Source organism: Streptomyces sp. NPDC086077, assembly GCF_040686175.1.
Lineage (GTDB): Bacteria > Actinomycetota > Actinomycetes > Streptomycetales > Streptomycetaceae > Streptomyces.
The window spans coordinates 71,845-96,008 of the sequence record NZ_JBFBJT010000004.1 but is presented as its reverse complement, the minus strand read 5'-3'; the positions used below and the strand labels follow the sequence as shown (position 1 = coordinate 96,008).

The 24,164-nt window shown below is 71.5% G+C and carries 27 protein-coding genes; 15 read left to right on the top strand and 12 right to left on the bottom strand.

The window, feature by feature from the left end:
• Window positions 1-752 precede the first annotated feature (752 nt).
• From AB0O67_RS02245 to mshD, 4 genes are all read right to left on the bottom strand, one after another.
• Window positions 753-1,727 carry an ABC transporter permease gene (locus tag AB0O67_RS02245; RefSeq protein ID WP_365444687.1) on the bottom strand — a complete coding sequence of 325 codons (975 nt, stop codon included), beginning with the start codon at window positions 1,725-1,727 and terminating at the stop codon, window positions 753-755.
• Window positions 1,724-2,611 (bottom strand): ABC transporter ATP-binding protein, encoded by an 888-nt coding sequence (locus tag AB0O67_RS02240; RefSeq protein WP_365444684.1) that lies wholly within the window; start codon window positions 2,609-2,611, stop codon window positions 1,724-1,726. The genes AB0O67_RS02245 and AB0O67_RS02240 overlap by 4 nt, the downstream gene beginning before the upstream one ends.
• The gene (locus AB0O67_RS02235; RefSeq protein ID WP_365444681.1) at window positions 2,608-3,012 is read right to left on the bottom strand and encodes a GntR family transcriptional regulator; all 405 of its coding nucleotides are present in this window, start codon (window positions 3,010-3,012) and stop codon (window positions 2,608-2,610) included. The genes AB0O67_RS02240 and AB0O67_RS02235 overlap by 4 nt, the downstream gene beginning before the upstream one ends.
• Window positions 3,013-3,115: 103 nt before the next feature.
• Entirely contained in the window at window positions 3,116-4,048 is a 933-nt protein-coding gene (gene mshD, locus AB0O67_RS02230) for a mycothiol synthase (RefSeq protein ID WP_365444678.1), read from the bottom strand.
• 178 nt (window positions 4,049-4,226) lie between these two features.
• Here mshD and AB0O67_RS02225 point away from each other — a divergent pair, with 178 nt between their 5' ends.
• Both AB0O67_RS02225 and AB0O67_RS02220 read left to right on the top strand, forming a co-directional pair.
• Entirely contained in the window at window positions 4,227-6,035 is a 1,809-nt protein-coding gene (locus AB0O67_RS02225) for a bifunctional metallophosphatase/5'-nucleotidase (protein ID WP_365444675.1), read from the top strand.
• Window positions 6,036-6,144: 109 nt separating this feature from the next.
• On the top strand, window positions 6,145-7,299 hold the full coding sequence (locus AB0O67_RS02220; protein WP_365444672.1) for a DUF2993 domain-containing protein: 1,155 nt from the start codon (window positions 6,145-6,147) through the stop codon (window positions 7,297-7,299).
• 30 nt (window positions 7,300-7,329) lie between these two features.
• On the opposite strand, the gene AB0O67_RS02215 is transcribed toward AB0O67_RS02220, so the two are convergent.
• The 5 genes from AB0O67_RS02215 to AB0O67_RS02195 form a co-directional block, all read right to left on the bottom strand.
• Window positions 7,330-8,772 carry a HAMP domain-containing sensor histidine kinase gene (locus AB0O67_RS02215; protein WP_365444669.1) on the bottom strand — a complete coding sequence of 481 codons (1,443 nt, stop codon included), beginning with the start codon at window positions 8,770-8,772 and terminating at the stop codon, window positions 7,330-7,332.
• Complete coding sequence (locus tag AB0O67_RS02210) at window positions 8,769-9,506, bottom strand: response regulator transcription factor (RefSeq protein ID WP_365444666.1); 738 nt, start codon at window positions 9,504-9,506, stop codon at window positions 8,769-8,771. Before AB0O67_RS02210 ends, AB0O67_RS02215 begins: the two co-directional genes overlap by 4 nt.
• Before the next feature lie 85 nt (window positions 9,507-9,591).
• Window positions 9,592-10,632: a trypsin-like peptidase domain-containing protein gene (locus AB0O67_RS02205; RefSeq protein WP_365444663.1), complete on the bottom strand. Its 1,041-nt coding sequence runs from the start codon at window positions 10,630-10,632 to the stop codon at window positions 9,592-9,594.
• Window positions 10,633-10,723: 91 nt separating this feature from the next.
• Window positions 10,724-11,743 carry a LacI family DNA-binding transcriptional regulator gene (locus AB0O67_RS02200; RefSeq protein ID WP_365444660.1) on the bottom strand — a complete coding sequence of 340 codons (1,020 nt, stop codon included), beginning with the start codon at window positions 11,741-11,743 and terminating at the stop codon, window positions 10,724-10,726.
• Between the two features lie 104 nt (window positions 11,744-11,847).
• On the bottom strand, window positions 11,848-12,627 hold the full coding sequence (locus tag AB0O67_RS02195; protein ID WP_365444657.1) for a response regulator transcription factor: 780 nt from the start codon (window positions 12,625-12,627) through the stop codon (window positions 11,848-11,850).
• A 180-nt stretch (window positions 12,628-12,807) separates the two neighbouring features.
• Here AB0O67_RS02195 and AB0O67_RS02190 point away from each other — a divergent pair, with 180 nt between their 5' ends.
• The 8 genes from AB0O67_RS02190 to AB0O67_RS02155 all read left to right on the top strand — a co-directional run bounded on the left by AB0O67_RS02190 (window position 12,808) and on the right by AB0O67_RS02155 (window position 18,025).
• Window positions 12,808-13,659 carry an alpha/beta fold hydrolase gene (locus AB0O67_RS02190; protein ID WP_365444654.1) on the top strand — a complete coding sequence of 284 codons (852 nt, stop codon included), beginning with the start codon at window positions 12,808-12,810 and terminating at the stop codon, window positions 13,657-13,659.
• Window positions 13,660-13,706: 47 nt separating this feature from the next.
• Window positions 13,707-13,961, top strand: coding sequence for a MoaD/ThiS family protein (locus AB0O67_RS02185; protein ID WP_365444651.1), 255 nt, complete (start codon window positions 13,707-13,709; stop codon window positions 13,959-13,961).
• Window positions 13,962-13,969: 8 nt separating this feature from the next.
• Window positions 13,970-15,253 carry a hypothetical protein gene (locus AB0O67_RS02180; RefSeq protein WP_365444648.1) on the top strand — a complete coding sequence of 428 codons (1,284 nt, stop codon included), beginning with the start codon at window positions 13,970-13,972 and terminating at the stop codon, window positions 15,251-15,253.
• Between the two features lie 98 nt (window positions 15,254-15,351).
• On the top strand, window positions 15,352-16,083 hold the full coding sequence (locus tag AB0O67_RS02175; RefSeq protein WP_365444645.1) for a DUF2993 domain-containing protein: 732 nt from the start codon (window positions 15,352-15,354) through the stop codon (window positions 16,081-16,083).
• Window positions 16,084-16,281: 198 nt separating this feature from the next.
• On the top strand, window positions 16,282-16,362 hold the full coding sequence (locus AB0O67_RS02170) for a putative leader peptide (protein ID WP_350310325.1): 81 nt from the start codon (window positions 16,282-16,284) through the stop codon (window positions 16,360-16,362).
• A 126-nt stretch (window positions 16,363-16,488) separates the two neighbouring features.
• A complete protein-coding gene (locus tag AB0O67_RS02165) occupies window positions 16,489-17,328 on the top strand; it encodes a sulfurtransferase (protein WP_365444642.1) in 840 nt (279 codons plus the stop codon).
• A gap of 45 nt (window positions 17,329-17,373) precedes the next feature.
• Window positions 17,374-17,664 (top strand): DUF1416 domain-containing protein, encoded by a 291-nt coding sequence (locus AB0O67_RS02160; RefSeq protein WP_365444639.1) that lies wholly within the window; start codon window positions 17,374-17,376, stop codon window positions 17,662-17,664.
• Between the two features lie 100 nt (window positions 17,665-17,764).
• A complete protein-coding gene (locus AB0O67_RS02155) occupies window positions 17,765-18,025 on the top strand; it encodes a DUF3099 domain-containing protein (protein WP_365444636.1) in 261 nt (86 codons plus the stop codon).
• Between the two features lie 187 nt (window positions 18,026-18,212).
• Here AB0O67_RS02155 and AB0O67_RS02150 read toward each other — a convergent pair whose 3' ends face one another.
• A complete protein-coding gene (locus AB0O67_RS02150; RefSeq protein WP_365444633.1) occupies window positions 18,213-18,575 on the bottom strand; it encodes a DsrE family protein in 363 nt (120 codons plus the stop codon).
• Between the two features lie 441 nt (window positions 18,576-19,016).
• Between AB0O67_RS02150 and AB0O67_RS02145 the strand changes: the two genes are divergently transcribed.
• Genes AB0O67_RS02145 through AB0O67_RS02135 form a run of 3 tightly spaced genes read left to right on the top strand, consistent with a single transcriptional unit; the run spans window position 19,017 to window position 21,085 of the window.
• Window positions 19,017-19,592: an FABP family protein gene (locus AB0O67_RS02145; protein ID WP_365444630.1), complete on the top strand. Its 576-nt coding sequence runs from the start codon at window positions 19,017-19,019 to the stop codon at window positions 19,590-19,592.
• A 16-nt stretch (window positions 19,593-19,608) separates the two neighbouring features.
• A complete protein-coding gene (locus AB0O67_RS02140; RefSeq protein WP_365444627.1) occupies window positions 19,609-20,109 on the top strand; it encodes a transcriptional repressor in 501 nt (166 codons plus the stop codon).
• Window positions 20,110-20,119: 10 nt separating this feature from the next.
• Window positions 20,120-21,085, top strand: a complete 966-nt coding sequence (locus AB0O67_RS02135) for a folate-binding protein (protein WP_365444624.1) — start codon at window positions 20,120-20,122, stop codon at window positions 21,083-21,085.
• A gap of 21 nt (window positions 21,086-21,106) precedes the next feature.
• On the opposite strand, the gene dtd is transcribed toward AB0O67_RS02135, so the two are convergent.
• Complete coding sequence (gene dtd, locus AB0O67_RS02130; RefSeq protein ID WP_365444621.1) at window positions 21,107-21,532, bottom strand: D-aminoacyl-tRNA deacylase; 426 nt, start codon at window positions 21,530-21,532, stop codon at window positions 21,107-21,109.
• A 170-nt stretch (window positions 21,533-21,702) separates the two neighbouring features.
• On the opposite strand from dtd, the gene AB0O67_RS02125 reads away from it, so the two are divergent.
• Both AB0O67_RS02125 and AB0O67_RS02120 read left to right on the top strand, forming a co-directional pair.
• Window positions 21,703-22,326, top strand: coding sequence for an aerial mycelium formation protein (locus AB0O67_RS02125; protein WP_365444618.1), 624 nt, complete (start codon window positions 21,703-21,705; stop codon window positions 22,324-22,326).
• A gap of 109 nt (window positions 22,327-22,435) precedes the next feature.
• A complete protein-coding gene (locus tag AB0O67_RS02120; protein WP_365444615.1) occupies window positions 22,436-23,686 on the top strand; it encodes a GNAT family N-acetyltransferase in 1,251 nt (416 codons plus the stop codon).
• Window positions 23,687-23,857: 171 nt separating this feature from the next.
• On the opposite strand, the gene AB0O67_RS02115 is transcribed toward AB0O67_RS02120, so the two are convergent.
• Window positions 23,858-24,043: a hypothetical protein gene (locus AB0O67_RS02115; RefSeq protein WP_365444612.1), complete on the bottom strand. Its 186-nt coding sequence runs from the start codon at window positions 24,041-24,043 to the stop codon at window positions 23,858-23,860.
• Window positions 24,044-24,164 lie beyond the last annotated feature (121 nt).

Here is a 24,164-nt window from a genome sequence, read left to right as displayed (position 1 = left end):
GGGGCCCCGTTGCCCGCGAGGCCCTCGGGGGGCGGCGAAGGCTCTGGCACGGCGGGCGTCATTGGCCGAGCGTCGCAAGCCTGGCTGAATCGATGGTTACGGAGACATGACGTGCGGGATAGCGGGGGGCGGCTCCCCGGGGTCCGACGTCGGCGGGTGGCCCGACGCGAGAGTCCCTGACGGCCATCATGCACAGGCGGGGCTGCGGGGTGGCCTGGCGGGGCGGTGGTCCGCTGGCCGCGGCGCGCGCGACGGCCGACGGCCGTCGTCCCCGTCGGCGCCGGCGGCCTGCGTGATGTCCGCGTACACGGCGTGCCCGGCGGGCCGGTGCCTCGGCGCCCTGGCCGCCCTGCTGCGCGGGCGCTTCGGTGCGCCGGGGTCCGCGTGTTCGTGGCTCCGGTGTCGGCGGCGACTTGTCGCGGATGTCGCGTTCTCGGTGGCCCTCGCGCCCCGGTGCCTTGGTGTCCACGTCCTGATCATGCTTCCGGACGACGGCGGGCCGGGGCCTTGGCGGGTCCGGCGGGCGCGCTCCACGGTCTGGTGTCAGCGGTGCCTTTCGCCGGCCTCGCGCCCCGGTGCCTCGGTGTCCGCGTCCTGTCCGGCGTCACGGGCCGTCGTGGCTCCGCAGCCCTTGCAGCCCTTGCGGCTCCGGCAGCGGCGGACGTCACGGACCCGGCGGTTTCCGTCGGGTCATCGCGGTGGGCACCACCGGGTCCGTCGCTTCCCGGGTGCGCACCACTGTGCGATCACGCTCAGGGCATGCGGCGTTTCAGGAGGTGGAAGGCGGCCACGGCCGTCAGGGCGGTCAAGGCGAGGACGACGGCTGTTTCCGTCAGTTGGAGGGGCCAGAAGTGGGCCGGGGGGTGGTAGTCGCGGTAGAAGCCGGTGACGTCGTGTTCGGTGAGGCAGCTGAGGTCGTCCGTGCAGAGGGGGTCCTTGACGCGGGCGCCGGTGGACGTGAGGGCGCCCTCGTCGACGAGCATGCCGGGCTGCTCGGGGTGGCCGCTCCGGCCGATCAGGGTGCGGACCGGCCACAGGTGGGGTCGCAGGGTGGACAGGGCGGACGAGAGGACCAGCAGGCCCAGGGCGCCTGTGGCGAGTGCCGGGAGACTGCGCCCCAGGAGCAGGCCCGCGAGGGCGCCGACCGCCAGGCCCAGCAGGGCGTAGGCGGGGGCCAGGGTGCCGGTGGCGAGGTAGGAGCTGTTGGCGTACACGTCGTGCCAGCCCAGTTCGCGCAGCTCCGGGCCCTCGGCCGTCAGGGCCAGCCGGTGCAGCAGCGCGAGGACGGTCGTGCCGGCGACGAGCAGTGCCGCCGGGACCGCGAGCTTGGCGGCCAGCCAGCGGGCCGGCGTGACGGACTGCGTCCAGGCCAGCCGGGCCGTCCCGTTCTCCAGGTCGCGGCCGATCAGCGCGCCGCCGGCCCAGGCGGCGGTGAGGAGCGGGACGAGGGTGATCAGTCCGCCGCCGACGTCCATGAGCGTGCTGTAGCGCTGGTAGGCGGGGCCTGTGGAGTCGCAGTACACGTCCGAACCGGGCCCGGGGCAGTTCAACCGGCGGTACTCCTCGACCGCGTCGTACGCGCTGGGGTGGTACGCCCACAGCAGGGCGCCCGCGGCGACGGTCACCAGCAGCACCCAGAACCACAGCGCCGAGCGGTGCAGCCGGAGCATCGCCCAGGTCAGGCCGTGCGGACGGCCACCGCGCGCGGGAACGGTCACGGCGGTCATACGACGGCCTCCTCGGGGACGTCGAGGCGGAGTTCCGGTGCCTCGGCGGAGCGCAGATGGGACAGCACCAGTTCCTCCAGGGACGGCTCGGCCGTCTCCCAGCCGGCGCCGACCGGGCCCCGGGCGCGTATCAGGGCGGTGAGCTGGCGGCCGGTCGTGCGGGACTCGACGACGGTGTGCGGGCCGAGGTCGCCGCTCGCCGGGCCGGTGACGAGGGTGTGCGCGGCGAGCAGGTCGTCCAGCGGCCCGGCCAGCCGGACGCGTCCTGCGCCGAGCAGCAGAAGGTGATCGCAGGAGCCCTCCAGGTCGGCGACGACGTGCGAGGACATCACGACCGTGGTGCCGCGCTCGGCGGCGTCGGCCATCAGCGTGCCCATCAGCTGGTGCCGGGCGAGTGGGTCGAGGTCGGCCATCGGCTCGTCCAGCAGCAGCAGCGCGGGCCGCTTGCCGAGCGCGAGGGCGAGCGCGACCCGGCTGCGCTGGCCGCCGGAGAGCGTGCGGATCCGTTCGTCCGGGTGCAGGTCGCCGTCCGCGACGATCCGCTCGGCGACGGCCGCGTCCCAGACCCGGGGGTTGAGTTCGCGGCCCAGGCGCAGGGTCTCGCCGACGGTGAGCTGCGGGTGCAGGGGCTTGTCCTGGGCGACGTACGCCAGGCGCTCGCGGGACTGGGCGGGGGTGCCGCCGAGCACCGTGAGCGTGCCTTCGGTGGGCGCGCTCAGCCCGGCGGCGAGGGCGAGCAGGGTCGACTTGCCGGCGCCGTTGGGGCCCATGACGGCGCAGACGGAACCGGCCGGCAACCGGAAGGTGCAGGACTCCAGCGCCTGCCGCCCCCTGCGCCGAAACCTCTTGCCCAGCGCGGCCGCCTCGACGGCGGTGTCGGTCATGCCTGGTCCCCCTCGTGCTGCCGGTGTGCCGAGTACTGCTCGTCGAGCACGGCGGCGAAGAGCGCTTCCACGTCCTCCCGCTCCAGCCCAGCCGTGCGCGCCCGTTCGGCCCACGCCACCAGCTCCGCCCGCAACGGGGAGTCGGCCGGGGCCGCGCCCAGGGACCGCCGTACGAACGTGCCGAGACCGCGCCGCGCCTCGACGAGGCCGTCGCGCTCCAGTTCGCGGTAGGCCTTCAGGACGGTGTTGGGGTTGATGGCGGTGGCCTCGACGACCTCGCGGGCCGTCGGCAGCTTGTCGCCGGGCTGCAACAGGCCCAGCCGCAGTGCCTGCTTGGTCTGCTGGACGATCTGGACATAGGTGGCGACGCCGCTGCGCCGGTCGATGCGGTATTCGACCACTCGTACACCACCCTTTCACTAATTGAGTAGTGAAAGGGTGGTGTACGAGTGGGGGCGGCGTCAAGATCGCCGCCCCCCTCGGGGGATTATGCGCCGATATTTCTCAGGTCTCGGTGCGGTACATCAGGTCCGTCTCGTACGTCGTGAAGCCCAGCCGCTCGTACACGCCCACCGCCGCCTTGTTGTCGGCGTCGACGTAGAGCATCGCCGTCGGCAGCGCCTGGGCCGCCAGATGCCGCAGGCCGATCGAGGTGAGCGCCTTGCCCAGTCCGGTGCCCTGCGCGCCCGGCGCGACACCGAGCACGTACACCTCGCCGAGCTGCTCCTCGGCGTGCACCTTCGTCCAGTGGAAGCCGACGAGTTCGTCGCCGCGGAAGGCGAGGAAGAAGCCCTCCGGGTCGAACCACGGCTCGGCCCTGCGGGCGTCGAGGTCCCGCTGGGTGAGCGAGCCCTGCTCGGGATGGTGGGCGAAGGCGGCGGCGTTGACGGCCAGCCAGGCCGCGTCGTCCTGTCCGGGTGCGAAGGTGCGCACGGTCACGTCCTGCGGCAGCACCGGCTCGGGCAGGTCGAGACCGGTCAACGGCCGCCGCATCTGGCGCAGTTCGCGGAAGAGCGTGAGTCCCAGCACCTGGGCGAGGTGCCGGGCGGCGGCGTGGCCGCCGTGCGCCCACACCCGCAGCCGCTTGCCGGACGCGGCCAGCAGCGCGGAGCCGAGGGCACGGCCGTGTCCATGGCCTCGGTGCGCGGGGTGGACGACCAGTTCGGCGGCCGGCGCCTCCACCGGGTCGGTGTCCTCCAGCTGGGCGTAGCCGACGAGTTGGTCCCCGGCGGTGAGCAGCAGATGGGACACGCCCTCCCGGGCGCCGCCGCGGATCTGGAGCCGGCCCTGCTCGGACACCGCCTGCTGGCCATCGGTGCGCGCGGCCGTCGCGAGCAGGTCGAGGACGGCCTCGGTCTGCTCCGGGGCGAGCGCGGCGCGGGTCTCGAGGGAACGGGAGAGGGGGCCGCCGGGCCGTGCGCTGTCGTCGCTGGTCATGCCTATGAGGGTACGGGGCGGGCGCGGCAAAGTGGCGGTACGGGGAGCAGAGGGGGGAAAGCACGGGAAAACGTCTGTGGATACCAGGATGTAACCCTGAACCCCCTGTGCCGCTACGCGCGTTGACTCTAGGCTTCGGCCGATCGAACAAAGGCCTGAGAAGACCACAGGGGAGCACATGCCGGCCACACCTCAGCCACACCGCAGACGACGTACGACCCGCCTGCTCGCCGCAGCCGCCGGACTCACCACGGTCGGCGCGCTGGCCGCCGCGCTGCCGTCGACCGCGAGCGCCCACGACAACCACGGCGGGCACGGCGGTCACGGGCCGAGCCGCTACCAGGACGTGCAGCTGCTGTCCTTCAACGACCTGCACGGCAACCTCGAACCGCCGGCCGGCTCCTCCGGCCGCGTCACCGAACTCCAGCCCGACGGCACCACGAAGACCATCGACGCGGGTGGCGTCGAGTACCTCGCGACGCATCTGCGCGAGGCCCGCGAGGGCAACAGGTACTCGATCACCGCGGCCGGCGGCGACATGGTCGGCGCCTCCCCGCTGATCTCGGGCCTCTTCCACGACGAGCCCACCATCGAGGCGCTGAACAAGCTCGACCTGGACGTGACGAGCGTCGGCAACCACGAGTTCGACGAGGGCGCCGAGGAGCTGGGCCGCCTCCAGAACGGCGGCTGCCACCCCACCGAGGGCTGCTACACGGACAAGAAGTTCAAGGGCGCCGACTTCCCCTACCTCGCGGCGAACGTCATCGAGGAGAAGACGAAGAAGCCCCTTCTCGAGCCCTACTGGGTGTGGAAGAAGAACGGCGTCAAGGTCGGCTTCATCGGCGTGACCCTGGAGGCCACCCCGGACATCGTCTCCGCCGAGGGCGTCAAGGGCCTCTCCTTCAAGGACGAGGTCGAGACGATCAACAAGTACGCGAAGGTCCTCCAGCGGCAGGGCGTGAAGTCCATCGTCGCCCTGATCCACGAGGGCGGCTTCCCGGCCGGCACCGCGTACAACTACGACTGCGACTCCCCGGGCGCGGGCGACGGCGTCTCCGGTCCGATCGTCGACATCGCCAAGAACGTCACCCCGCAGGTCGACGCGCTCGTCACCGGCCACACCCACGCGCCGTACGTCTGCACCATCGACGACCCGGCGGGCCAGCCCCGCATGGTCACCTCGGCGTCCTCCTTCGGCCGCCTCTACACCGACACGACGCTGACGTACGACCGGTGGACCGGTGACATCGCCCGTACGGCCGTGCGGTCGGCGAACCACGTGGTCACCCGGGACGTCCCCAAGGCGCCGGACATGACCCGCCTGATCGACCGGTGGAACACCCTGGCCGCGCCCATCGGCAACCGCGCCATCGGCCACATCTCCGCCGACATCACCAGCACCGGCACCGAGTCCCCGCTCGGTGACCTCATCGCCGACGCCCAGCTCGCCTACGGCAAGGAGCTGGACCCGGAGGCCGACGTGGCGTTGATGAACCCCGGCGGCATCCGCGCGCCGCTCACCTACGCGGCCAAGGGAGGCGAGGGCGACGGCGTGGTGACGTACGCCGAGGGCTTCACGGTCCAGCCGTTCGCCAACACCGTCAACCTCCAGGACCTCACGGGTGCCCAGCTGATCCAGGTCCTCAAGGAGCAGGTCAGCGGGGCCAACGAGGCCGCGCCGAAGGTGCTCCAGCCGTCCGCCGGGCTGACGTACACCCTGGACCTGACCAAGAGCGGCGCCGACCGCGTGGTCACGGACTCCATCAGGCTGAACGGCGCGGCGATCGACCCGTCCGCGGTCTACCGTGTCGCGAGCAACAGCTTCCTCGCGGGCGGCGGCGACGGCTTCCCGACGCTGGGCCAGGGCACCAACGACCTCGTCGGCGAGGACGACCTGACGGCCCTGGAGAAGTACCTCACGGCCAACTCCTCGGCGACGAACCCGATCGCGCCGCCGGCGGCGGACCGCATCACGGTCCTGCGGTAGCGGGAGGGACCGCGACCAGTTCACCGCTGTCGGGAGTCCGCAGTGAACTGGGTCGCACACCTCCGATTCAGGTTGCGGGTGGGGCGGGTACGCATGTTCGGATGGATCGATGCGTACCCCCCACCACATCTTGACGCATCCCCCGACGGACCTCCCGGGTCTCGACCAGCCCGAGGAGGACGAACCATGGGCCCCGCCCAACCACCGCCGCGGCGGCCGTCGCCGACGGCGGCGCGGCCGGTTCGCGGGGCTGCCGTTCGCCCTGAAGGCGACGGTGGTCCTGCTGGCCGGCGCGGCCTTCCTCACCCTCGCCGACCGCTGGGCGGTGCGCTACGCCGAGCACCGTGCCGCGGACACCCTGCGGGACCGGTTGCAGCTGGCCGCGGCCCCCGAGGTGGAGATCGACGGCTTCCCCTTCCTGACCCAGCTCGGTGACAAACGCCTGGACGCGGTACGGCTGACCGTCCCCGACGTCGCCGCCGACCGGGTCTCGCTGGCCCGGGTGTCGGCCACCGCGCGGGACGTGACGCTCACGGCCGACGGCCCGACCGCGGTGCGCGGCGCCCGGGTTCCCCGGCTGGACGGCGACGTCCTGCTCTCGTTCGCCGACCTCAACCGTGAACTCGGCGCGTCCCAGGTGACGTTCACCGGTGAAGGCCGCGACCGGGTGCGGGCGAGCGGCAGACTGCCGGTCGCCGGGCACGACCTGCGGCTGCGGGCAGAGGCACAGATCCGGCGGCAGGGCGAGCGCGGCATCGCGACGCACATCGGCGGCATGCGCCTGGACATCGGCGACCTGGCGACGTACCGCCCGGGCACCCGCGCCTCCGAGGGACTGCACCTGACGCCGAAGGCGGCCGCCGGCCTCGCCCGGGAGACCCGCAAGGCGAAGGCGCTGCTGTCCGTCCCGGCCGTCGTCGAGCGGCTCGGCGTGCCCGACTCCGCCGTGCGCGAGGCGCTGGCCGACGACGGCGAGCTCGCACAGCTGACCGGCTCGACGCGCTTCGCCCGGCAGGCCGTCCGCCTCAACCTCGTCGACCTGGCGCTGGACCACCCCGAGGTACTGAGCCGACTGGGCCTCGAACCCGACCTCCTCGACGTGCTGCCCCGGCTCACCCGCCCGGTCCTCGCCGACCGGCTGTCCCTCGCCTTCGAACTGCCCGAGCCGGAACAGGGAGAGCTGCGGCTGCGGGACGTGCGGGTGGAGAAGGACGGGATCCGGATCCGGCTGACGGGCTCCGGGCTGGCGGTCGGCGAGAACTGAGCGCGGCGCCGCCCGGCGGCACGTCGGCGCCTACGGCACCTCGGGTGGCGGGGTCGGGGCCCCCGGCAGCCGTACCGTCACCGCCGTGCCGCCCCCCTGTGCCGGGCTCAGCGTCACCTCGCCGCCCGACTGCTGCACCGTACGGGCCACGATGGACAGGCCGAGGCCGGAGCCGGGCAGTGCCCGGGCGGAAGGTGAACGCCAGAAACGGTCGAAGACGTGGGGGAGTTCGTCGGCGGGGATGCCGGAGCCGTGGTCGCGGACGGTGAGGACGCCGTCGTTCAGCACCACCTCGATCGTGCCGCCCTCCGGGCTGAACTTCACCGCGTTGTCCAGGATGTTGACCACCGCCCGCTCCAGCGCGGACGGCTCCGCCCGTACGTACCAGGGCCGCACGTCGGCCGTGATCGTCAGCTCCGGGCCGCGCAGGCGGGCGCGGCGCAGGGCCGACTCGACGGTGTCGTGCAGGGCGATCACCTGTGCCTTTCCCGACTGCTGGTCGGTGTCCGGGCGGGACAGCTCCTGCAGGTCGCCGATCAGCGCGGCGAGTTCCGTCATCTGGGCCTTCACCGAGGCGAGCAGCGCCTTGCGGTCGGCCTCGGGCAGGGGGCGGCCGGTCTCCTCGCTGCGGGTGAGCAGTTCGATGTTCGTGCGCAGGGAGGTCAGCGGTGTCCGGAGTTCGTGACCGGCGTCCGCGATGAGCTGCTGCTGCAGGTCGCGGGAGCTGGCCAGCGCGGAGGTCATGGAGTTGAAGGAACGCGAGAGCCGGGCGACCTCGTCCTCGCTGTCGTCCTCCACGGGGATGCGGACGTTCAGGTCCTCGGTACGGGCCACGTGTTCGACGGCTTCGGTGAGCTTGTCGACGGGGCGCAGGCCGGCGCGGGCGACCGCGAGGCCGGCGGCTCCCGCGCCGATGACGCCGACGCCGGAGACGAGGAGAAGCAGCAGGGCGAGGTCGTTGAGGGTCTCCTGGGTGCTCTTCAGGGACACGGCGACGACGAGTCCGACGTTGGGTCCGCTCTCCCCGGTGGCCGTGGTGGTGGCGCCCAGGGGCCGGATCAGCACCCGCACGTCGGTGCCGTCCCTGGCGGCGCCGTTGCGGAAGTACAGGTCGTGGGTGTTGCCGTCCTTGATCTTGTCCTTGTCGGCCTGGTTGACCTTCACCGTTGCCGGGGAGTCCTGGAGGATGCAGACGGTTCCGTCCTCCTGGACCAGCTGGGAGTAGCTGTTGCGGAAGAGCCCCGTGCCGTACGGGGTCTCGGTGCAGTTGTCGAGGGCGTCCTGGAGCTGCCCGGGCATCCTGATCGACGCCTTCCTCAGGTCGTCGTCGACCTGCCCGTACAGCTTCCCCTGCACGATGAACCAGCAGCTGACCGAAACCGCGGCCACCGCGAACGCCACCGCCGCCGCCACCAGCAGCGCCAGCCGGGAGCGGATGGGCAGGGCGCGGAAGCGCCGGGTCACCGTGTTCACTCCGCGCCGCCCTGCCGCAGCGCGTAGCCCACACCTCGCACGGTGTGCACGAGCCGCGGCTCGCCCCCCGCCTCCGTCTTGCGGCGCAGGTACATCACGTACACGTCCAGGGAGTTGGACGACGGCTCGAAGTCGAAGCCCCACACCGCCTTCAGGATCTGCTCCCGGGTGAGGACCTGCCGCGGATGGGCCATGAACATCTCCAGGAGCGTGAACTCCGTGCGCGTCAGCTCCACCGGCCGCCCGCCCCGCGTCACCTCCCGCGTCGCGAGGTCCATGCGCAGGTCGGCGAAGACCAGCGCCTCGTCCTCCCGCGCACCGGCCGCCGCCACCGTCGCGGCGTAGGAGCTGCGCCGCAGCAGCGCGCGGATCCGGGCGAACAGCTCGTCCAGTTCGAAGGGTTTGACCAGGTAGTCGTCCGCCCCGGCGTCCAGACCCGTCACCCGGTCACCGACCGTGTCGCGCGCCGTCAGCATCAGGATGGGCGTGGTGTCCCCGGTGCCCCGGATGCGGCGCGCGGCGGTCAGGCCGTCCATGCGGGGCATCTGGATGTCGAGGACGACCAGGTCGGGCCGGTAGGCGGACGCCTTCTCCAGCGCGTCCGCGCCGTCGACCGCCACCTCCGTGTCGTACCCCTCGAAGGCGAGGCTGCGCTTGAGTGCTTCGCGCACCGCCGGCTCGTCGTCGACGATGAGGATGCGCTGGGGGTCACGGTCGCCTTCGACGGGGCTCATGGCTCGGGTTTCCTTGGGTGCGGTGGAGACGGAGGCTGACGCTGCCAGCGTCGCATGTTCGCGGACGGCGGTCGGTCCGCCGGCCTCAGTCCGTCGCCCCCGCCCGCAGCTTCACCAGGTCGGCCTTGACGGTGTTGACCGGGATCGCGAAGCCGAGGCCCACGCTGCCCGCGTCGGACGACGAGCCCGCCGCCGAGTACATCGCGGAGTTGATGCCGATGATGTTGCCGTTCATGTCGATCAGCGCGCCGCCGGAGTTGCCGGGGTTGAGCGACGCGTCGGTCTGGAGCGCCTTGTACGTCGTCGTGGACGACCCGGTGTCGCCGTTGAACTTCCTGCCGTCGAACTCGAACGGCCAGCCGCCGCCCGGCTGCTGTCGCTGCTGACCCTCCTCGGTGGAGACGGTCACGTCACGGTCCAGCGCGGAGACGATGCCGCTCGTCACCGTGCCGGTCAGGCCCTCGGGCGAGCCGATCGCCACGACCTCGTCGCCGACCTGCACGCCGTCGGAGTCGCCGAGGGTCGCCGCCGTCAGCCCGGAGGCGTTCTCCAGCTTGATCAGGGCGAGGTCCTTGCTGCTGTCGGTGCCGACGACGTCGGCCGTGTACTCCTTGCCGTCGCTGGTGGTCACCTTGACCTGGGAGGCGCCGGAGACCACGTGGTTGTTGGTGATGATCTCGCCGTCGTCGGTGATGATCACACCGGAACCGGTGGACGACCCGGCGCTCGTGGCGGCGCTGATCTCGACGATGTTCGGGCTGACCGCCCTGGCCACGCCGGCGACCGTGCCCTTCTGGCTCGACGGCACGACGTCGGTGCTGGTGCTGGAGGAGGCCACCGTGTCGCCGCCGGTCAGCTCCTGGAAGCCGTAGGCCGTGCCGCCGCCGACGGCCGCGGCGACGATCGCCACGGCGGCCAGCAGCGCTCCGGTTCCGCGGCTGCGCTTCCTCGCCCTGGGCGGTGCGGCCACGGGCTCGGCGAGCAGCGCCGACGGGTGCTGCTGCGGCGGGGACGCGGGCGGAGGCGGCCACTCGGGGTCGACAGGAGAGGGGGCGTGCCGCTGCCCGCCCTGGTACGGGTTTCCGTAGGTCTCGTACTCGCCGTCGCGGCGGAAGCTCTCGGTCATGTCCATGAGCTTGTCGCCCGTCCATGAGAGCTCCCTGAGTGCTGCCTGAGAAGCCCGGCAGAACCTTGTATGCCCGATATAAGGACAGGCGCTAGCAGCCGCAGGAGCTGCGCACCACGAGCCGCGAGGGGAACTGCTTGAGCCGCTCCCGGCGCGACCCCGCCACCCGCAGCCCGTCGTCGAGGACGAGGTCCACCGCGGCCCGCGCCATCGCCGAACGGTCGGAGGCGACCGTGGTCAGCGGCGGGTCCGCGAGCGCCGCCTCCTTGATGTCGTCGAAGCCGGCCACGGCCAGCTCCCCGGGCACGTCGATCCGCAGCTCGCGCGCCGCGCGCAGCAGGCCGATGGCCTGGTCGTCGGTGGAGCAGAAGACCGCGGGCGGCCGCTTCGGGCCGGACAGGATCTCCAGGGCGACGCGGTAGGCGTCGTAGCGGTTGTACGGCGCCTCGAAGAGCCGTCCCTCGGTCGGCAGCCCGGCCTCGGCCATGGCGCGCCGCCACCCCTCGACGTGGTCGGAGACCGGGTCGCCGACGGCGGGCGTCTCGGCGGTGCCGCCCATACAGGCCACGTACTCGTAGCCGTGCTCCAGCAGATGGCGCACGGCGAGCTGGGCGCCGCCCAGGTCGTCCGTCACGACGGCGACGTCGTCCATGGCCTCGGGGCGCTCGTGGAGAAGGACGACACGGGCGTCCCAGGCCTCGATCTCGGCGGCGGCCATGTCGTTCAGCGCGTGGCTGACAAGGATGAGCCCGGAGACCCGCATCCCGAGGAACGCCCGCAGATAGTGGACCTCGCGCTCGCCGACGTAGTCGGAGTTCCCGACGAGCACCATCTTTCCGCGCTCGGCGGCCGCCCATTCCACCGCGTGCGCCATCTCCCCGAAGAAGGGCTGGCGGGCGTCCGGGACGATCAGGCCTATGAGGTCGGTGCGCCGGGAGGCCATCGCCTGGGCCACCCGGTCCGGTCGGTAGCCCAGCTCCTTGATGGCGGCGAGGACACGCTCGCGCGTGGCCGGGGCGACCGGCCGGGGTCCGTTGTTGATGACGTAACTGACCACGGCGGTGGAGGTCCCCGCCAGCCGCGCCACATCATCCCGAGTCACCTTGGCCACGCGCGGAGTCTACGCGGATGGACCCGCTCTGGGCAGGGCGTACGGAGCGTTGTGCGCAGCCGTGCGTGGGCGGGCGCACCCCTTGAGGGGCGCCCGCGCGCCCGCTACACGTCCGCCGGTACCTCGGGGGCGCCCAACGGGGCCGTCTCGCCCGCATCCTCCGGCTTTGGCCGGGCAGCCCTGGCCTTGGCCTCGTCCGCCGCGCGGTCCACCTTCTCCGGCGTAACGAATCGATAACCGACGTTGCGGACGGTCCCGATCAGCGACTCGTGCTCGGGGCCGAGCTTGGCGCGCAGCCGCCGTACATGGACGTCGACCGTGCGGGTGCCGCCGAAGTAGTCGTAGCCCCAGACCTCCTGGAGCAGCTGGGCACGGGTGAAGACGCGGCCCGGGTGCTGCGCGAGGTACTTCAGGAGCTCGAACTCCTTGAAGGTGAGGTCGAGGACGCGGCCCTTGAGCTTGGCGCTGTAGGTGGCCTCGTCCACCGACAGATCACCGTTGCGGATCTCCATCGGGGAGTCGTCGTTGACGATCTGCTGCCGGCCCGTGGCCAGGCGGAGGCGGGCCTCGACCTCGGCGGGTCCGGCGGTGTCGAGCAGTACGTCGTCGATGCCCCAGTCGGCGGTGACGGCGGCGAGGCCGCCCTCGGTCACCACGAGGACGAGGGGGCAGCCGGGGCCGGTGGAGCGCAGCAGCTGGCAGAGGCTGCGGACCTGGGGGAGGTCGCGCCGGCCGTCGACGAGGATGACGTCGGCACCGGGGGTGTCGACGAGGGCGGGTCCCTCCGCCGGAGCCACGCGCACGTTGTGCAGCAGCAGGCCGAGCGCGGGCAGCACCTCCGTCGACGGCTGGAGAGCGTTGGTCAGGAGCAGCAGAGAACTCATACGTCTGGTTCCTCCTCGGTCCCTGCGAGGACGTTGTGCGATGCGGCACTGCTCTGCGATCCCGGGGCCCGTACACCTGCGGTCACCTGCGGTTCTCCGCCTCGTATACAACGCTTCCGAAAGCACAAAAGGACCCGGGGGCAACGCTGCCCGAGTCCTCTGCACAGCAGAATAGCCCACATGAGCAACGGTCCGGCAGGCCAAGCGGCACGTTCCACCACCGTTCGTCCGGCATATGAGACGGCCGGGGCGAGCGGACGCGCCTCCTCACGGACGTTTCTGCACACCGCGGACGGTGTGCGGATCGACGCCCTGTACGAGCCGGGTGCGGCCGTGTACGAAACCCTGACGCCATCCACCGACCACCCGGCGTTCGTCGTGGCGCACGGTTTCACCGGCGATGTGGACAAACCGCACGTGCGCCGCGTCGCCTCGGCGTTCGCGCGGTACGGCGCCGTGATCACGTTCTCCTTCCGGGGCCACGGGGCGTCCGGCGGGCACTCGACCGTCGGTGACCGCGAGGTCTTCGACCTGGCGGCGGCGGTGGCGTGGGCGCGGGAACAGGGGCACGCGCGCGTGGTGACCGTCGGCTTCTCCATGGGCGGCTCGGTGGTGCTGCGGCACGCGGCGCTCAACGCCCGGCAGACCGAGGCGGTCGTGTCGGTGAGCGCCCCGGCCCGTTGGTACTACCGGGGCACGGCCCCCATGCGCCGTGTCCACTGGCTCGTCACCCGCCCCGAGGGCCGCCTGCTGGGCCGCTACGGTCTGCGCACCCGTATCCACCACCGGGGCTGGAACCCCGTCCCGCTCTCGCCGGTCGAGGCGGTCCCCCGGATCGCGCCGACGCCGCTCCTGCTGGTCCACGGCGACCGCGACGGCTACTTCCCCGTCGACCACCCCCACATGCTGGCCGAGGCCGCCGGTGACCACGGCGAACTCTGGCTCGAGTCCGGCATGGGCCACGCCGAGCACGCGGCCACCGACGCCCTCCTGGCCCGTATCGGGGACTGGGCCGTCGGTGCGGCGGGCTAGCCTGACCGTAGTCACAGCCAGGTTCTGCCGATTGACTTGAGGACGAGATGGCAAAGGTCACGGTGCGCTACTGGGCGGCCGCGAAGGCCGCGGCCGGCATCGCCGAGGAGCCGTTCGACGCGGCGACGCTCGCCGAGGCGCTCGCCGGCGTGCGCGAGCGACACCCCGGTGAACTGGTGCGCGTCCTGCAGCGATGCTCGTTCCTTGTCGACGGTGACCCCGTGGGCACCCGCGGGCATGAGACGGTACGGCTGGCCGAGGGCGGCACGGTCGAGGTGCTCCCGCCGTTCGCAGGAGGGTGACCACACCGATGAGCAACCAGCCGTACGAGGGCCCGTACGACGGCGGGTACGACCCCTACCAGCAGGGACAGCCGCAGTACCGCCAGGAGCAGCAGCCCCAGTACCAGCAGGGCCGTCCCGAGTACCAGCAGGGGCAGTCCGCGCAGCAGCAGGGCCAGTACCGGCAGGGACAGCCCCCGCACCAGCAGGGGCGCCCGGAGTATCAGCAGGGGCATTCCTCGCAGCAGCAGGGCCGTCCCGAGTACCAGCAGGGACAGCCCCCGCACCAGCAGGGACAGACCTCGTACCAGCAGGGTCGGCCCCACTCTCAGCAGGCGCCGCAGTACCAGCAGGCCCCGTACCCGCAGCAGCCCCAGGGCGGCGGCCAGTACGCCCAGCAGTGGGAGGGCCGGACCTGGGACACGCGGGCCCAGCAGACCCCGGCGTACGTCCCGCCGCAGCCGCCGGAGAGCGGGCAGTGGGCGCGGCGGTCGTACGAGCGGCCCCAGCCGGCCCCCGAGGCCCCCGAGCCCCCGGCCACTCCTGAGGCGCCGCTCACGGCCGCTCAGCGGGCCCGGCTCGAAGGACGGTCGCCGATCATCGAGCCCGGGCTGCAGCCTGCCGCCCTCACCGCGGTGCTCGGACTGCTGATGGCCGGCGGCGCGGCGCTCGGCTCGTACGCCCTGCTCGTCCCGCTGGTCCTGCTCCAGGCCGTCACGGCCGCGGGCTGGTTCCGGCTGAACGGCATGTGGCCGGCCCGGCAGGGCATCGCGCTGGCGTTCGCCGGCGCGCTGACCGCGGACGTGGCGCTGCTGGTCGCGGGCCGCGACCAGGCGCCGGCCGCGATCCTCGGCACGCTCGGGGTGTGGGTGCTGCTGACCCTGGTGCTGCAACTGCGCTCGCACGCCGACCCGGACACCCGGATGTACGGCCTGATGGCGACCGTCGTCTCGGCCGCGCTGGCCGTCATCGCGACCGGCTATCTGGCCGCCGAGCCGGACGCGGTCACTCTTGGCGCCCTCGCGGTGGCCGTGGCGGTCCTGGCCCGTGCGCTGCCGCTGCCGACGCCGGCCTCCGTGGTCGTCGCGCTGCTCGCGGCGACGGGTGCGGGCATCGCGGTCGGCGGGATGACCGGCGTCGGGAACGGCGCGGGTGCGCTGCTCGGCGTGGCGGCCGGCGGGTGCGCGCTGATCGGCCACCGGGTGGCGAGCTACGACTACCCGTCCCGGTTCGTGCACTTCACCGCCGGTGTGGCCCTGCCGCTGAGCGCCGCGGCGCCGGTGCTGTGGGTGCTGGGGCAGGCGCTGGTCTGACCCGCCGCCTGTCACAGGTGATCGACAAAATCCCGGCAGGTGTTCGGTTTGGCGTTACGGTGACCGTCGTCCGTGACTGACCGCCTGGGTGGGGAAACATGCGCGCGCTGCGAATACTTCTGATCGTCGTCGTGATCCTGGGCGGCCTGTTCGTGGCCGCCGACCGGCTCGCCGTCAACTTCGCCGAGGGTGAGGTGGCTGACCGGCTGCGGGCCACCGAAGGCCTGTCCAGCACCCCCGAGGTGGCCATCAACGGCTTCCCGTTCCTCACCCAGGTCGCCGGCGGCACGCTGGACGACGTCGAGGTCGGCATCCAGAACTACGAGGCGGCCGCGGGCGACGGCGAGCGGATCCGCATCGACGGCCTGCGGGCCGACATGAAGGGCGTCGAGTTCTCCGGCGACTTCAGCTCCGCCACGGCCGCCTCCGCGACCGGCACCGCGACCATCGCGTACGACGAGCTGCTCAAGGCCGCGAAGTCCGAGCCCACCGACGTCGCCCCCGGCATCACCGCCCGGGTGGTGAGCCTCTCCGACGGAGGGGGCGGCAAGATCGAGGTCGGCCTGGAGATCGACGCCCCGGTGATCGGCACCAAGCAGCTCTCGGTGCTCAGCACGGTCAGCGTCAAGGGCGACAACGTCGAGGTGCGCACCGACTCCCTGCCGGACCTGGCGGGCCTCGACCTCGCCGAGAACTCGGTCCGTGAGATCACCGACTTCCAGCAGGCCATCGACGACCTGCCGGGCGGCGTCGAACTCGACAAGGTCGAGGCCGCGCGGAACGGTCTGGAGATCTCGGTGCGGGGTTCGAACGTGCGGCTGGCCGGGTAGGACGGGGCCGGACGCTGTCCGGCAGTCCGACAGGCGAGACGCCCCCGTCCGTACCGCAGATGTACGGACGGGCACCAGCGCCCGGTAGCCGTGCCACGGCTCGCCGGACGCTCCTGTATTCCCGTATGCCGGACGATCCTGTCTCAGAATACGACACACCGGTGACACGCCCGCCGGTCCGTCCCTAAGCTCGACGGCATGAAGCGACAGGCGGACCTCACGAAGCGGCGGGCAGTAGACCTGTGCCGCGTTGCCGCCATGCTCTGTCGCACCTTCTGAGCGGAAGCCCCGACTTCCGCGTTCCCCAGCCCTGCTCAGGGCCATTCGTGCGCCATGCCGGCCTCGGCCACGCGCACCCCTTCGCACTCGCACGCCCCGCCGCAACTGCCCCGGAGGAGAAAGAGCATGAGCCGTAGCGACGTCCTGGTCGACGCCGACTGGCTGCAGGAGCACCTGGACGACTCGAACATCGCCATTGTCGAGGTCGACGAGGACACCTCCGCCTACGAGAAGAACCACATCAGGAACGCCATCCGGATCGACTGGACGAAGGACCTCCAGGACCCGGTCCGCCGTGACTTCATCGACCAGGAGGGCTTCGAGAAGCTCCTGTCGGCGAAGGGCATCGCCAACGACACGCTGGTGATCCTCTACGGCGGCAACAACAACTGGTTCGCCTCGTACGCCTACTGGTACTTCAAGCTCTACGGCCACGACAACGTCAAGCTGCTCGACGGTGGCCGCAAGAAGTGGGAGCTGGACGCCCGCGAGCTGGTCGAGGAGGTCCCCGAGCGGGCCGCCACCGACTACAAGGCCAAGCCGCAGGACACCTCCATCCGCGCCTTCCGTGACGACGTGGTCGCCGCCATCGGTTCGCAGAACCTGGTCGACGTCCGCTCGCCCAACGAGTTCTCCGGCAAGCTGCTCGCTCCCGCGCACCTGCCGCAGGAGCAGTCGCAGCGTCCGGGTCACGTCCCGAGCGCCCGCAACATCCCGTGGTCGAAGAACGCCAACGACGACGGCACCTTCAAGTCGGACGAGGAGCTCAAGGAGCTCTACACCGAGGAGCAGGTCGACCTCGCCAAGGACACCATCGCCTACTGCCGCATCGGTGAGCGCTCCGCGCTGACCTGGTTCGTCCTGCACGAACTGCTCGGCGTGGAGAACGTCAAGAACTACGACGGCTCCTGGACCGAGTACGGCTCCCTCGTCGGCGTGCCGATCGAGCTCGGCGCCAACAAGTAATCGACCGCGACCGGCCTTCCGGTCAGACCCCTTCTGGAGAAAGACATGTGTGGAGCGAAGGCCGGCGGCCCCGACGCCTCGACGATCAAGCCCGGTGAGACCACCATCCAGGGCCAGGTGACCCGCGACGGCGAGCCCGTGACGGGTTACGTCCGTCTGCTGGACTCGACCGGCGAGTTCACGGCGGAGGTGCCGACGTCCGCGACGGGCCAGTTCCGCTTCTACGCCGCCGAGGGCACCTGGACGCTGCGCGCCCTCGTGCCCGGTGGTGCCACCGCGGACCGCACGGTCGTCGCCCAGCAGGGCGGGCTCGCGGAGGTCGCGATCGCGGTCTGACGACCCGGCGCCGAGCGTCTGGGCCGCGTCCCTCCGGGTTGGACACCTGGGACGCGGCCCTTTCGCGTGCGCTTCGCGGGCGCGGACCTACGCTGGAGGTATGTACGCGCGCCGACGGCACGTCTACTTCGCGATGATGGGCGTCTGCATCGGGCTGTTCGTCCTGGCCTGGGGAGTCGTGCGCCTGTGGTCGACGCCGGCGGCCGTGGGCATGTGCGTGGTGGCCATGGTGATCCCGCCCGTCGCGGCGATGGTCGCCAACCGCAGGGGGCCCGAGGACCGCTGGTGGGACGATCCGTCCGGTGATCCGCAGTCCGACGAGTGGTGGGACGAGCTGGACGGCAAGAAGAAGCCGCGGTAGGAAGGCGGGCATGTCGCCCGCAAAGCTGTCCTGCTGGTCGGTGGTGCCGACTGGGCCGGACCGGGCGTACGTACCCGGGCTCGTCCCGAGCGCAGGGCGGATGATGCTTCCCCTCGACGTCGAGGTCGACGCCACCCGTCTGCCTCTGGACCCGATCCCCTCGGTCGCCCGGTTCGCCCCGGCCCTCTCAGTAGACGAGGGCCTGCGTGTCCTCGGCGAGCGCCTCCTGCACGAACACCTGCGCGCCCGCGATCCGGACACCCTCGATGACGTCCTTCTCCGTGATGTCCCGGCGGGCCGCGCACTGCGTGCACAGCGTGAGGCGCCCGGCGGCCAGTACCGAGTCGATCAGGTCGGGCAGCGGGGCGGCGTGCGGCAGCTCGAACTCGGCGGCCCGCCCCGGCAGCGCGAACCAGGCGGACTCACCGGTCAGCCAGACGGAAACGTCGACACCGCTCGCCACGGCCACCGCCGCGACGGTGAACGCCTGCGAACACCGCTCCGGGGCATCGGCCCCCGCCGTCACCTTGATCACCAGCTTCTTCGCCATGGCTGAATCGTAATCAAGATCCTTGCAACTCGGGGTGGGGCCGTGGGTCCCCTGTGCGGCCTGGTAACGGAATCCGCGCTTCACAGTCCTAGGCGGGACACCGGGCAGGTCTCGCCGCCGGTGACGTTCTCGCCCTGGTGGTGCAGTCCCGCGAGGGCGCGGCCCACCCGGTGCGTTCCAGCAGACCGTGGTCCTGCAGAGCCAGCTGCTCGGCTGAGGGTGTACCTCGCAAGGAGGGCCGGGCCGTGGCCGCGTAAGCTGGGGCCCGGCCTTGTGTACCACGCATCCCCGCTCACCTAGGAGCATCCCGTGATCCTCTTCTTCGAAATTCTCCTGGTCCTGGTCTGCGTCGGCGTCCTCGCCTTCACCGGTCTGGCCGTGAAGAAGCTGTATCAGGGCCAGCGCTGACCCCCCTGTCCGTACGAGAAGTCTGAGCTGCTCATGATCGAGATCCCGTCCGACCTCCACAAGGACCTCGTCCCCCTCGCCTTCCTGCTCGGCAACTGGGCGGGAGCGGGCGTGCACGACTTCCCCGGTGCCGAGAAGTGCAACTTCGGGCAGGAGGTCACCTTCGCGCACGACGGCCGGGACTTCCTGGAGTACCAGTCCCACAGCTGGGTGCTCGACCAGGACGGCAACAAGGTCAGGCCCCTGGAGTCCGAGCACGGCTTCTGGCGCATCGACGCCGCCCGCAAGGTCGAGGTCACGATGACCCGCGACGACGGTGTCATCGAGATCTGGTACGGCGAGCTGGCCGACCAGAAGCCGCAGATCGACCTGGTCACGGACGCCGTCGCGCGCACCGCGGCCTCCCGCCCGTACAGCGGCGGCAAGCGGCTGTACGGCTACGTCAAGAGCGACCTGATGTGGGTCGGCGAGAAGCAGACCCCCGAGGTCGAGCTGCGGCCGTACATGTCCGCCCAGCTGAAGAAGGTCGTCACGCCGGAGGACGTCGAGCGCTGGGCGAAGGCCCTGCCGGGCGACCTGCCGGACGACGGGATCGCTTTCTTCAAGTAGCCATAGACTCGTGGGTGTGGTGAGCACCGACTGGAAGAGTGACCTGAGGCAGCGCGGCTACCGGCTGACGCCGCAGCGGCAACTCGTGCTCGAAGCCGTGGACACCCTGGAGCACGCGACCCCCGACGAAATCCTCGCCGAAGTGCGCAGGACGGCGTCGGGGGTCAACATTTCCACGGTCTACCGGACCCTGGAGCTCCTGGAGGAGCTCGGGCTGGTCAGCCACGCCCATCTCGGGCACGGGGCGCCGACGTACCACCTGGCCGACCGGCACCACCACCTCCACCTCGTCTGCCGCGACTGCACCCACGTCATCGAGGCGGACGTCTCCGTGGCCGCCGAGTTCACGGCCAAGCTGCGGGAGACGTTCGGTTTCGACACCGACATGAAGCACTTCGCGATCTTCGGCCGGTGCAAGGACTGCACGGCCGCGACGTCTGCCCAGAGCGCTGCTCAGCGTTCTGCCCCAGGCCCTGCGCCGGGCTCGACCGGCAAGAGTTCAACTACCGAGTCGTAGGCTTAGGCGTATGAAGAGCCCCCTGCTGTCCCTGCCCGGCGCCGTCCCCGCCGAAGGGGTGGACGAAGGTGTCGCCGCCCACTACGGCGACCTGTTCCGCGAGCAGCGCGCCCTCGCCGACGGCACCGGTTTCGTCGACCTCTCGCACCGCGGGGTCGTCACCGTCACCGGCGACGACCGGCTGAGCTGGCTGCACCTGCTGCTCACCCAGCACGTCAGCGAACTGCCCGTGGGTGAGGCCACCGAGGCGCTGGTGCTGTCCGCGAACGGCCACATCGAACACGCGCTTTATCTCGTCGACGACGGCACGACCGTCTGGGCCCATGTCGAACCCGGCACCCAGGAAGCCCTGATCGCGTACCTGGAGTCGATGAAGTTCTTCTACCGGGTCGAGGTCGCCGACCGCACCGCCGACTTCGCCGTGGTCCATCTGCCGGCCGGTTCCATCGCCGAGGTGCCGGACGGGGCCGCCGTACGGGAGACGGCGCACGGCCGTGATCTCTTCCTGCCGCGCGCCGAACTGGAGTCGTACGCGGCGAAGACCGGACCGGCGGCCGGGATCCTGGCGTACGAGGCACTGCGCGTCGAGCAGCACCGGCCCCGCCTCGGCTTCGAGACCGACCACCGCACCATCCCGCACGAGCTGGGCTGGATCGGCACCGCGGTGCATCTGCAGAAGGGCTGCTACCGAGGGCAGGAGACGGTCGCCCGGGTGCAGAACCTTGGCAAGCCGCCGCGTCGGCTGGTCTTCCTCCACCTCGACGGCAGCGAGGTGCACCTGCCGCCGCCCGGCACCGAGCTCCGGCTCGCGGACGAGGGCCCCGACGGCCGCAGGATCGGCTTCGTGACGACATCCGTACGCCACCACGAGCTGGGTCCGGTGGCCCTGGCGCTGGTGAAGCGGAACGTGCCGGTGGACGCGCGCCTGGTGGCCGACACGACGGCCGCCGCTCAGGAAGTCGTCGTCGAGCCGTAGGCTCCGCCCGCCCGCGGCCGGCTAGATCTCCAGCAGGACCGTGAACGGGCCGTCGTTCGTCATCCCCACCCGCATCCGGGCACCGAACCGGCCCGTCGCGACCGTGGCTCCGAGCGCGCGCAGTTGCGCGACCACCTCGTCGACCAGCGGCTCGGCCACGTCGCCGGGGGCGGCCGCGTTCCAGGTGGGGCGGCGGCCCTTACGGGCGTCGCCGTAAAGGGTGAACTGGCTGATCACCAGGAGCGGGGCGTCGACGTCGCTGCACGACTTCTCGTCGTGCAGCATCCGCAGCGACCACAGCTTGCGGGCGAGCTGGGCCGCCTTCTCCTTGCTGTCCTCGTGCGTCACACCGACCAGGACACAAAGCCCCTCGCCGGTGATCTCCCCCACGGTCTCGCCGCCGACGACGACGCTCGCGCCGTCCACCCTCTGCACCACTGCACGCATGCGACCCATCATGCCGGGCGGTGTCACGCTCCTTCGCGGGTGGTCCGTACCAGCGCTCTTTTTGATCCCTAAGCCCCCATCTGGGGCTGTTCGGGGGCACTCGGTCACATAGCGGCCACTTGGGGTGGCACGATGCTGCCACACGCCGGTCGAGGGGACGGTTGAGGCATATGAGAACACCGAGTACCGGGCAGCCGCCTGGGGCTGTCTCGTTGACCCATGCGGGAGCCGGGGAGTCACTCCGGCCACCCGTGCAACGCACGGACAGTCCACAGCTGCCGCCCGATCCGCCCGCGCACGATCTGACCATGCTGCGACTGGCTGAATTGCGCACCCTGCGCCGGGACGCCCAGCGCGACGAGGCGGATCTCAGTTACGTACGACGGCTGCTCCAAGGGCGTATCGACATCCTGCGCGCGGAGCTCGCGCGCCGGGGGCCGGCGTCGCCGGTGGACGCGGGCACGGCAGAGGCGTCCGTCGTCCAGCGGCTGCCGGAGATCCTCACGGACGCCCCGGCCCGGCACCGCTCCTCCGCGCGCCACGTCACGCTGGGCACGCCGCACAACGAGGAGTACCGGCGGCTGGCCGCGGAGATGCTGGCCGAGGTCGAACTGTCCGCGCTGGACGCCCGCACCGACGTGGAACTCACCACCGCGATGGGGCGCCTCGTGCGGTACGAGCAGCAGGTGTCCCGGCGCCGGCAACGGCTGCAGCGGACCGCGGACGAGTGCAGCGCGGAGATCGCGCGACGCTACCGGGAGGGGGAGGCACAGGTCGACGACCTGCTGATGTGAGGGCGGGGGACGTGGACCGCGTGGTCCCGCCCGGGGCGGCTCGCACGCGCACCGCCCCGGGCGGGAAAACCCCGCGACACCTGTGCCTTCGTATGCCTACCGTGCACTCATGACGCGTCGCGACGAGCTGCCCGTACGCCCGATCACCGAGGCCGAGTTCGAGGACTGGCATCGCGCCATGCGTGTCGGCTTCCTCCAGAAGGCCACGCTGACCGAGGAGCAGTTGCAGGCGCGGCGCGCCGAGTTCGTGCCGGGGCGGCTGCTCGGTGCGTTCGACGGGGACCGGTGCGTGGCGACGTTCCGTTCCTTCGCGCAGGAGGTCACCGCCGTGGGCGGCGCCTTCGTGCCGGCCGACGCCGTCACGAACGTCACCGTCAGCCCGACGCACCGCCGCCGTGGCCTTCTCAGTCGCATGATGAACCAGGACCTGACGGCGGCGAAGGAACGCGGGGACGTCGTCGCGACGCTCATCGCCGCCGAGTACCCGATCTACGGCCGCTACGGCTTCGGCGCCGCCACCACGGCCGCCGAGTGGACCGTCGACGTGGCGCGGACCGGCCTGGACCGCCGCTGGTCGGGGCCGGAGGACGGCGGGCGGATCGACCTGGTCGACGCCGAGGACGTCCGTAAGCTCGGCCCCGAGCTGCACGAACGCCTGCGGCGGGCGCAGCCGGGCGCGGTCAGCCGCACCGAGCTGTGGTGGCGGATCGACACCGGCGCCGCACGCTTCGGCAGTTCCTGGACCGAGCCCTACTACGCCCTGTACCGCTCGGCCGCCGGTGAGATCGAGGGCCTGGTCTCCTACGAGTCGGACAACAAGTGGCACGGCAAGCAGCCGCAGAACACGGCCGACGTGAACTGGCTGATCGCGGTGACACCGGCCGCCGAGCGCGCCCTGTGGCACTACCTGTGCTCGATCGACTGGATCGCGCACGTGAAGGCGGGCTGGCGGGCCCCGGACGACCTGCTCCCGATGCTCCTGCCGGACCCGCGCGCCGCCCGCCTGACCGTGTACGCCGACGGGCTCTGGGTGCGGGTGCTGGACGTCGTACGGGCGCTGGAGGCGCGGACGTACGAGGGCTCGGGGGAGCTGGTGCTGGAGATCGTGGACGCCGGAGGCTTCGCGGGCGGGCGGTACCGGCTGGAGGCGTCGGAGCAGGGCGCGTCCTGCGCGCCGAGCAGCCAGAGCGCCGATCTCACGCTGGACGTCGCCGACCTGGCGGCGCTGTGGCTGGGCGACGAGTCGGCGGTACGGCTGGCCGCGCTGGGCCGGGTCCGGGAAGAACGAGCGGGCGCCGCCCGTTCGGCCGACGCCCTGCTGCGCACGTCCAGGCGACCGTGGTGCCCGGACCTCTTCTAGTGCTCCCTTCTGCCGGCGACGGTGGACGGTTTCGCTATCCGTAGCGTGCTCTTCAGTTGTGGCTGTGCCTGTGCTTGTTCAGTTGTGACTGTGCGTTCTTCGATTGCCGATCTTCAGTTGTGTCTGTGCAGACTGACCGAGCTCCCGGCTCCCCTCCGGAAGGGAGCCCGGTCAGCCGGACTGGGTGAGCAGCAATACGAGGATCACTGCTCCTGTGCCGCCGAGAGTGACGTTCTTGGCTTTGATGCCGAGGGTCATGGCGACGAGTGCGATGATCCCCATGGCGCCGAGCTTCGACTGGACGAACTGCTCGAATCCGATGGCGAGAGCGGCGACGACGAGAGCGATGAACGGCATGGGGTGCGTCCTTCCAGCGCTACCAACCATCGCAAAGTGCAACCACATTCATTCAGTTGGTTGCCAACTTATGCCCGGTTGGAGCGGCTTTGAAGTGTCCGGTAACCATCTGTCAGGCAAC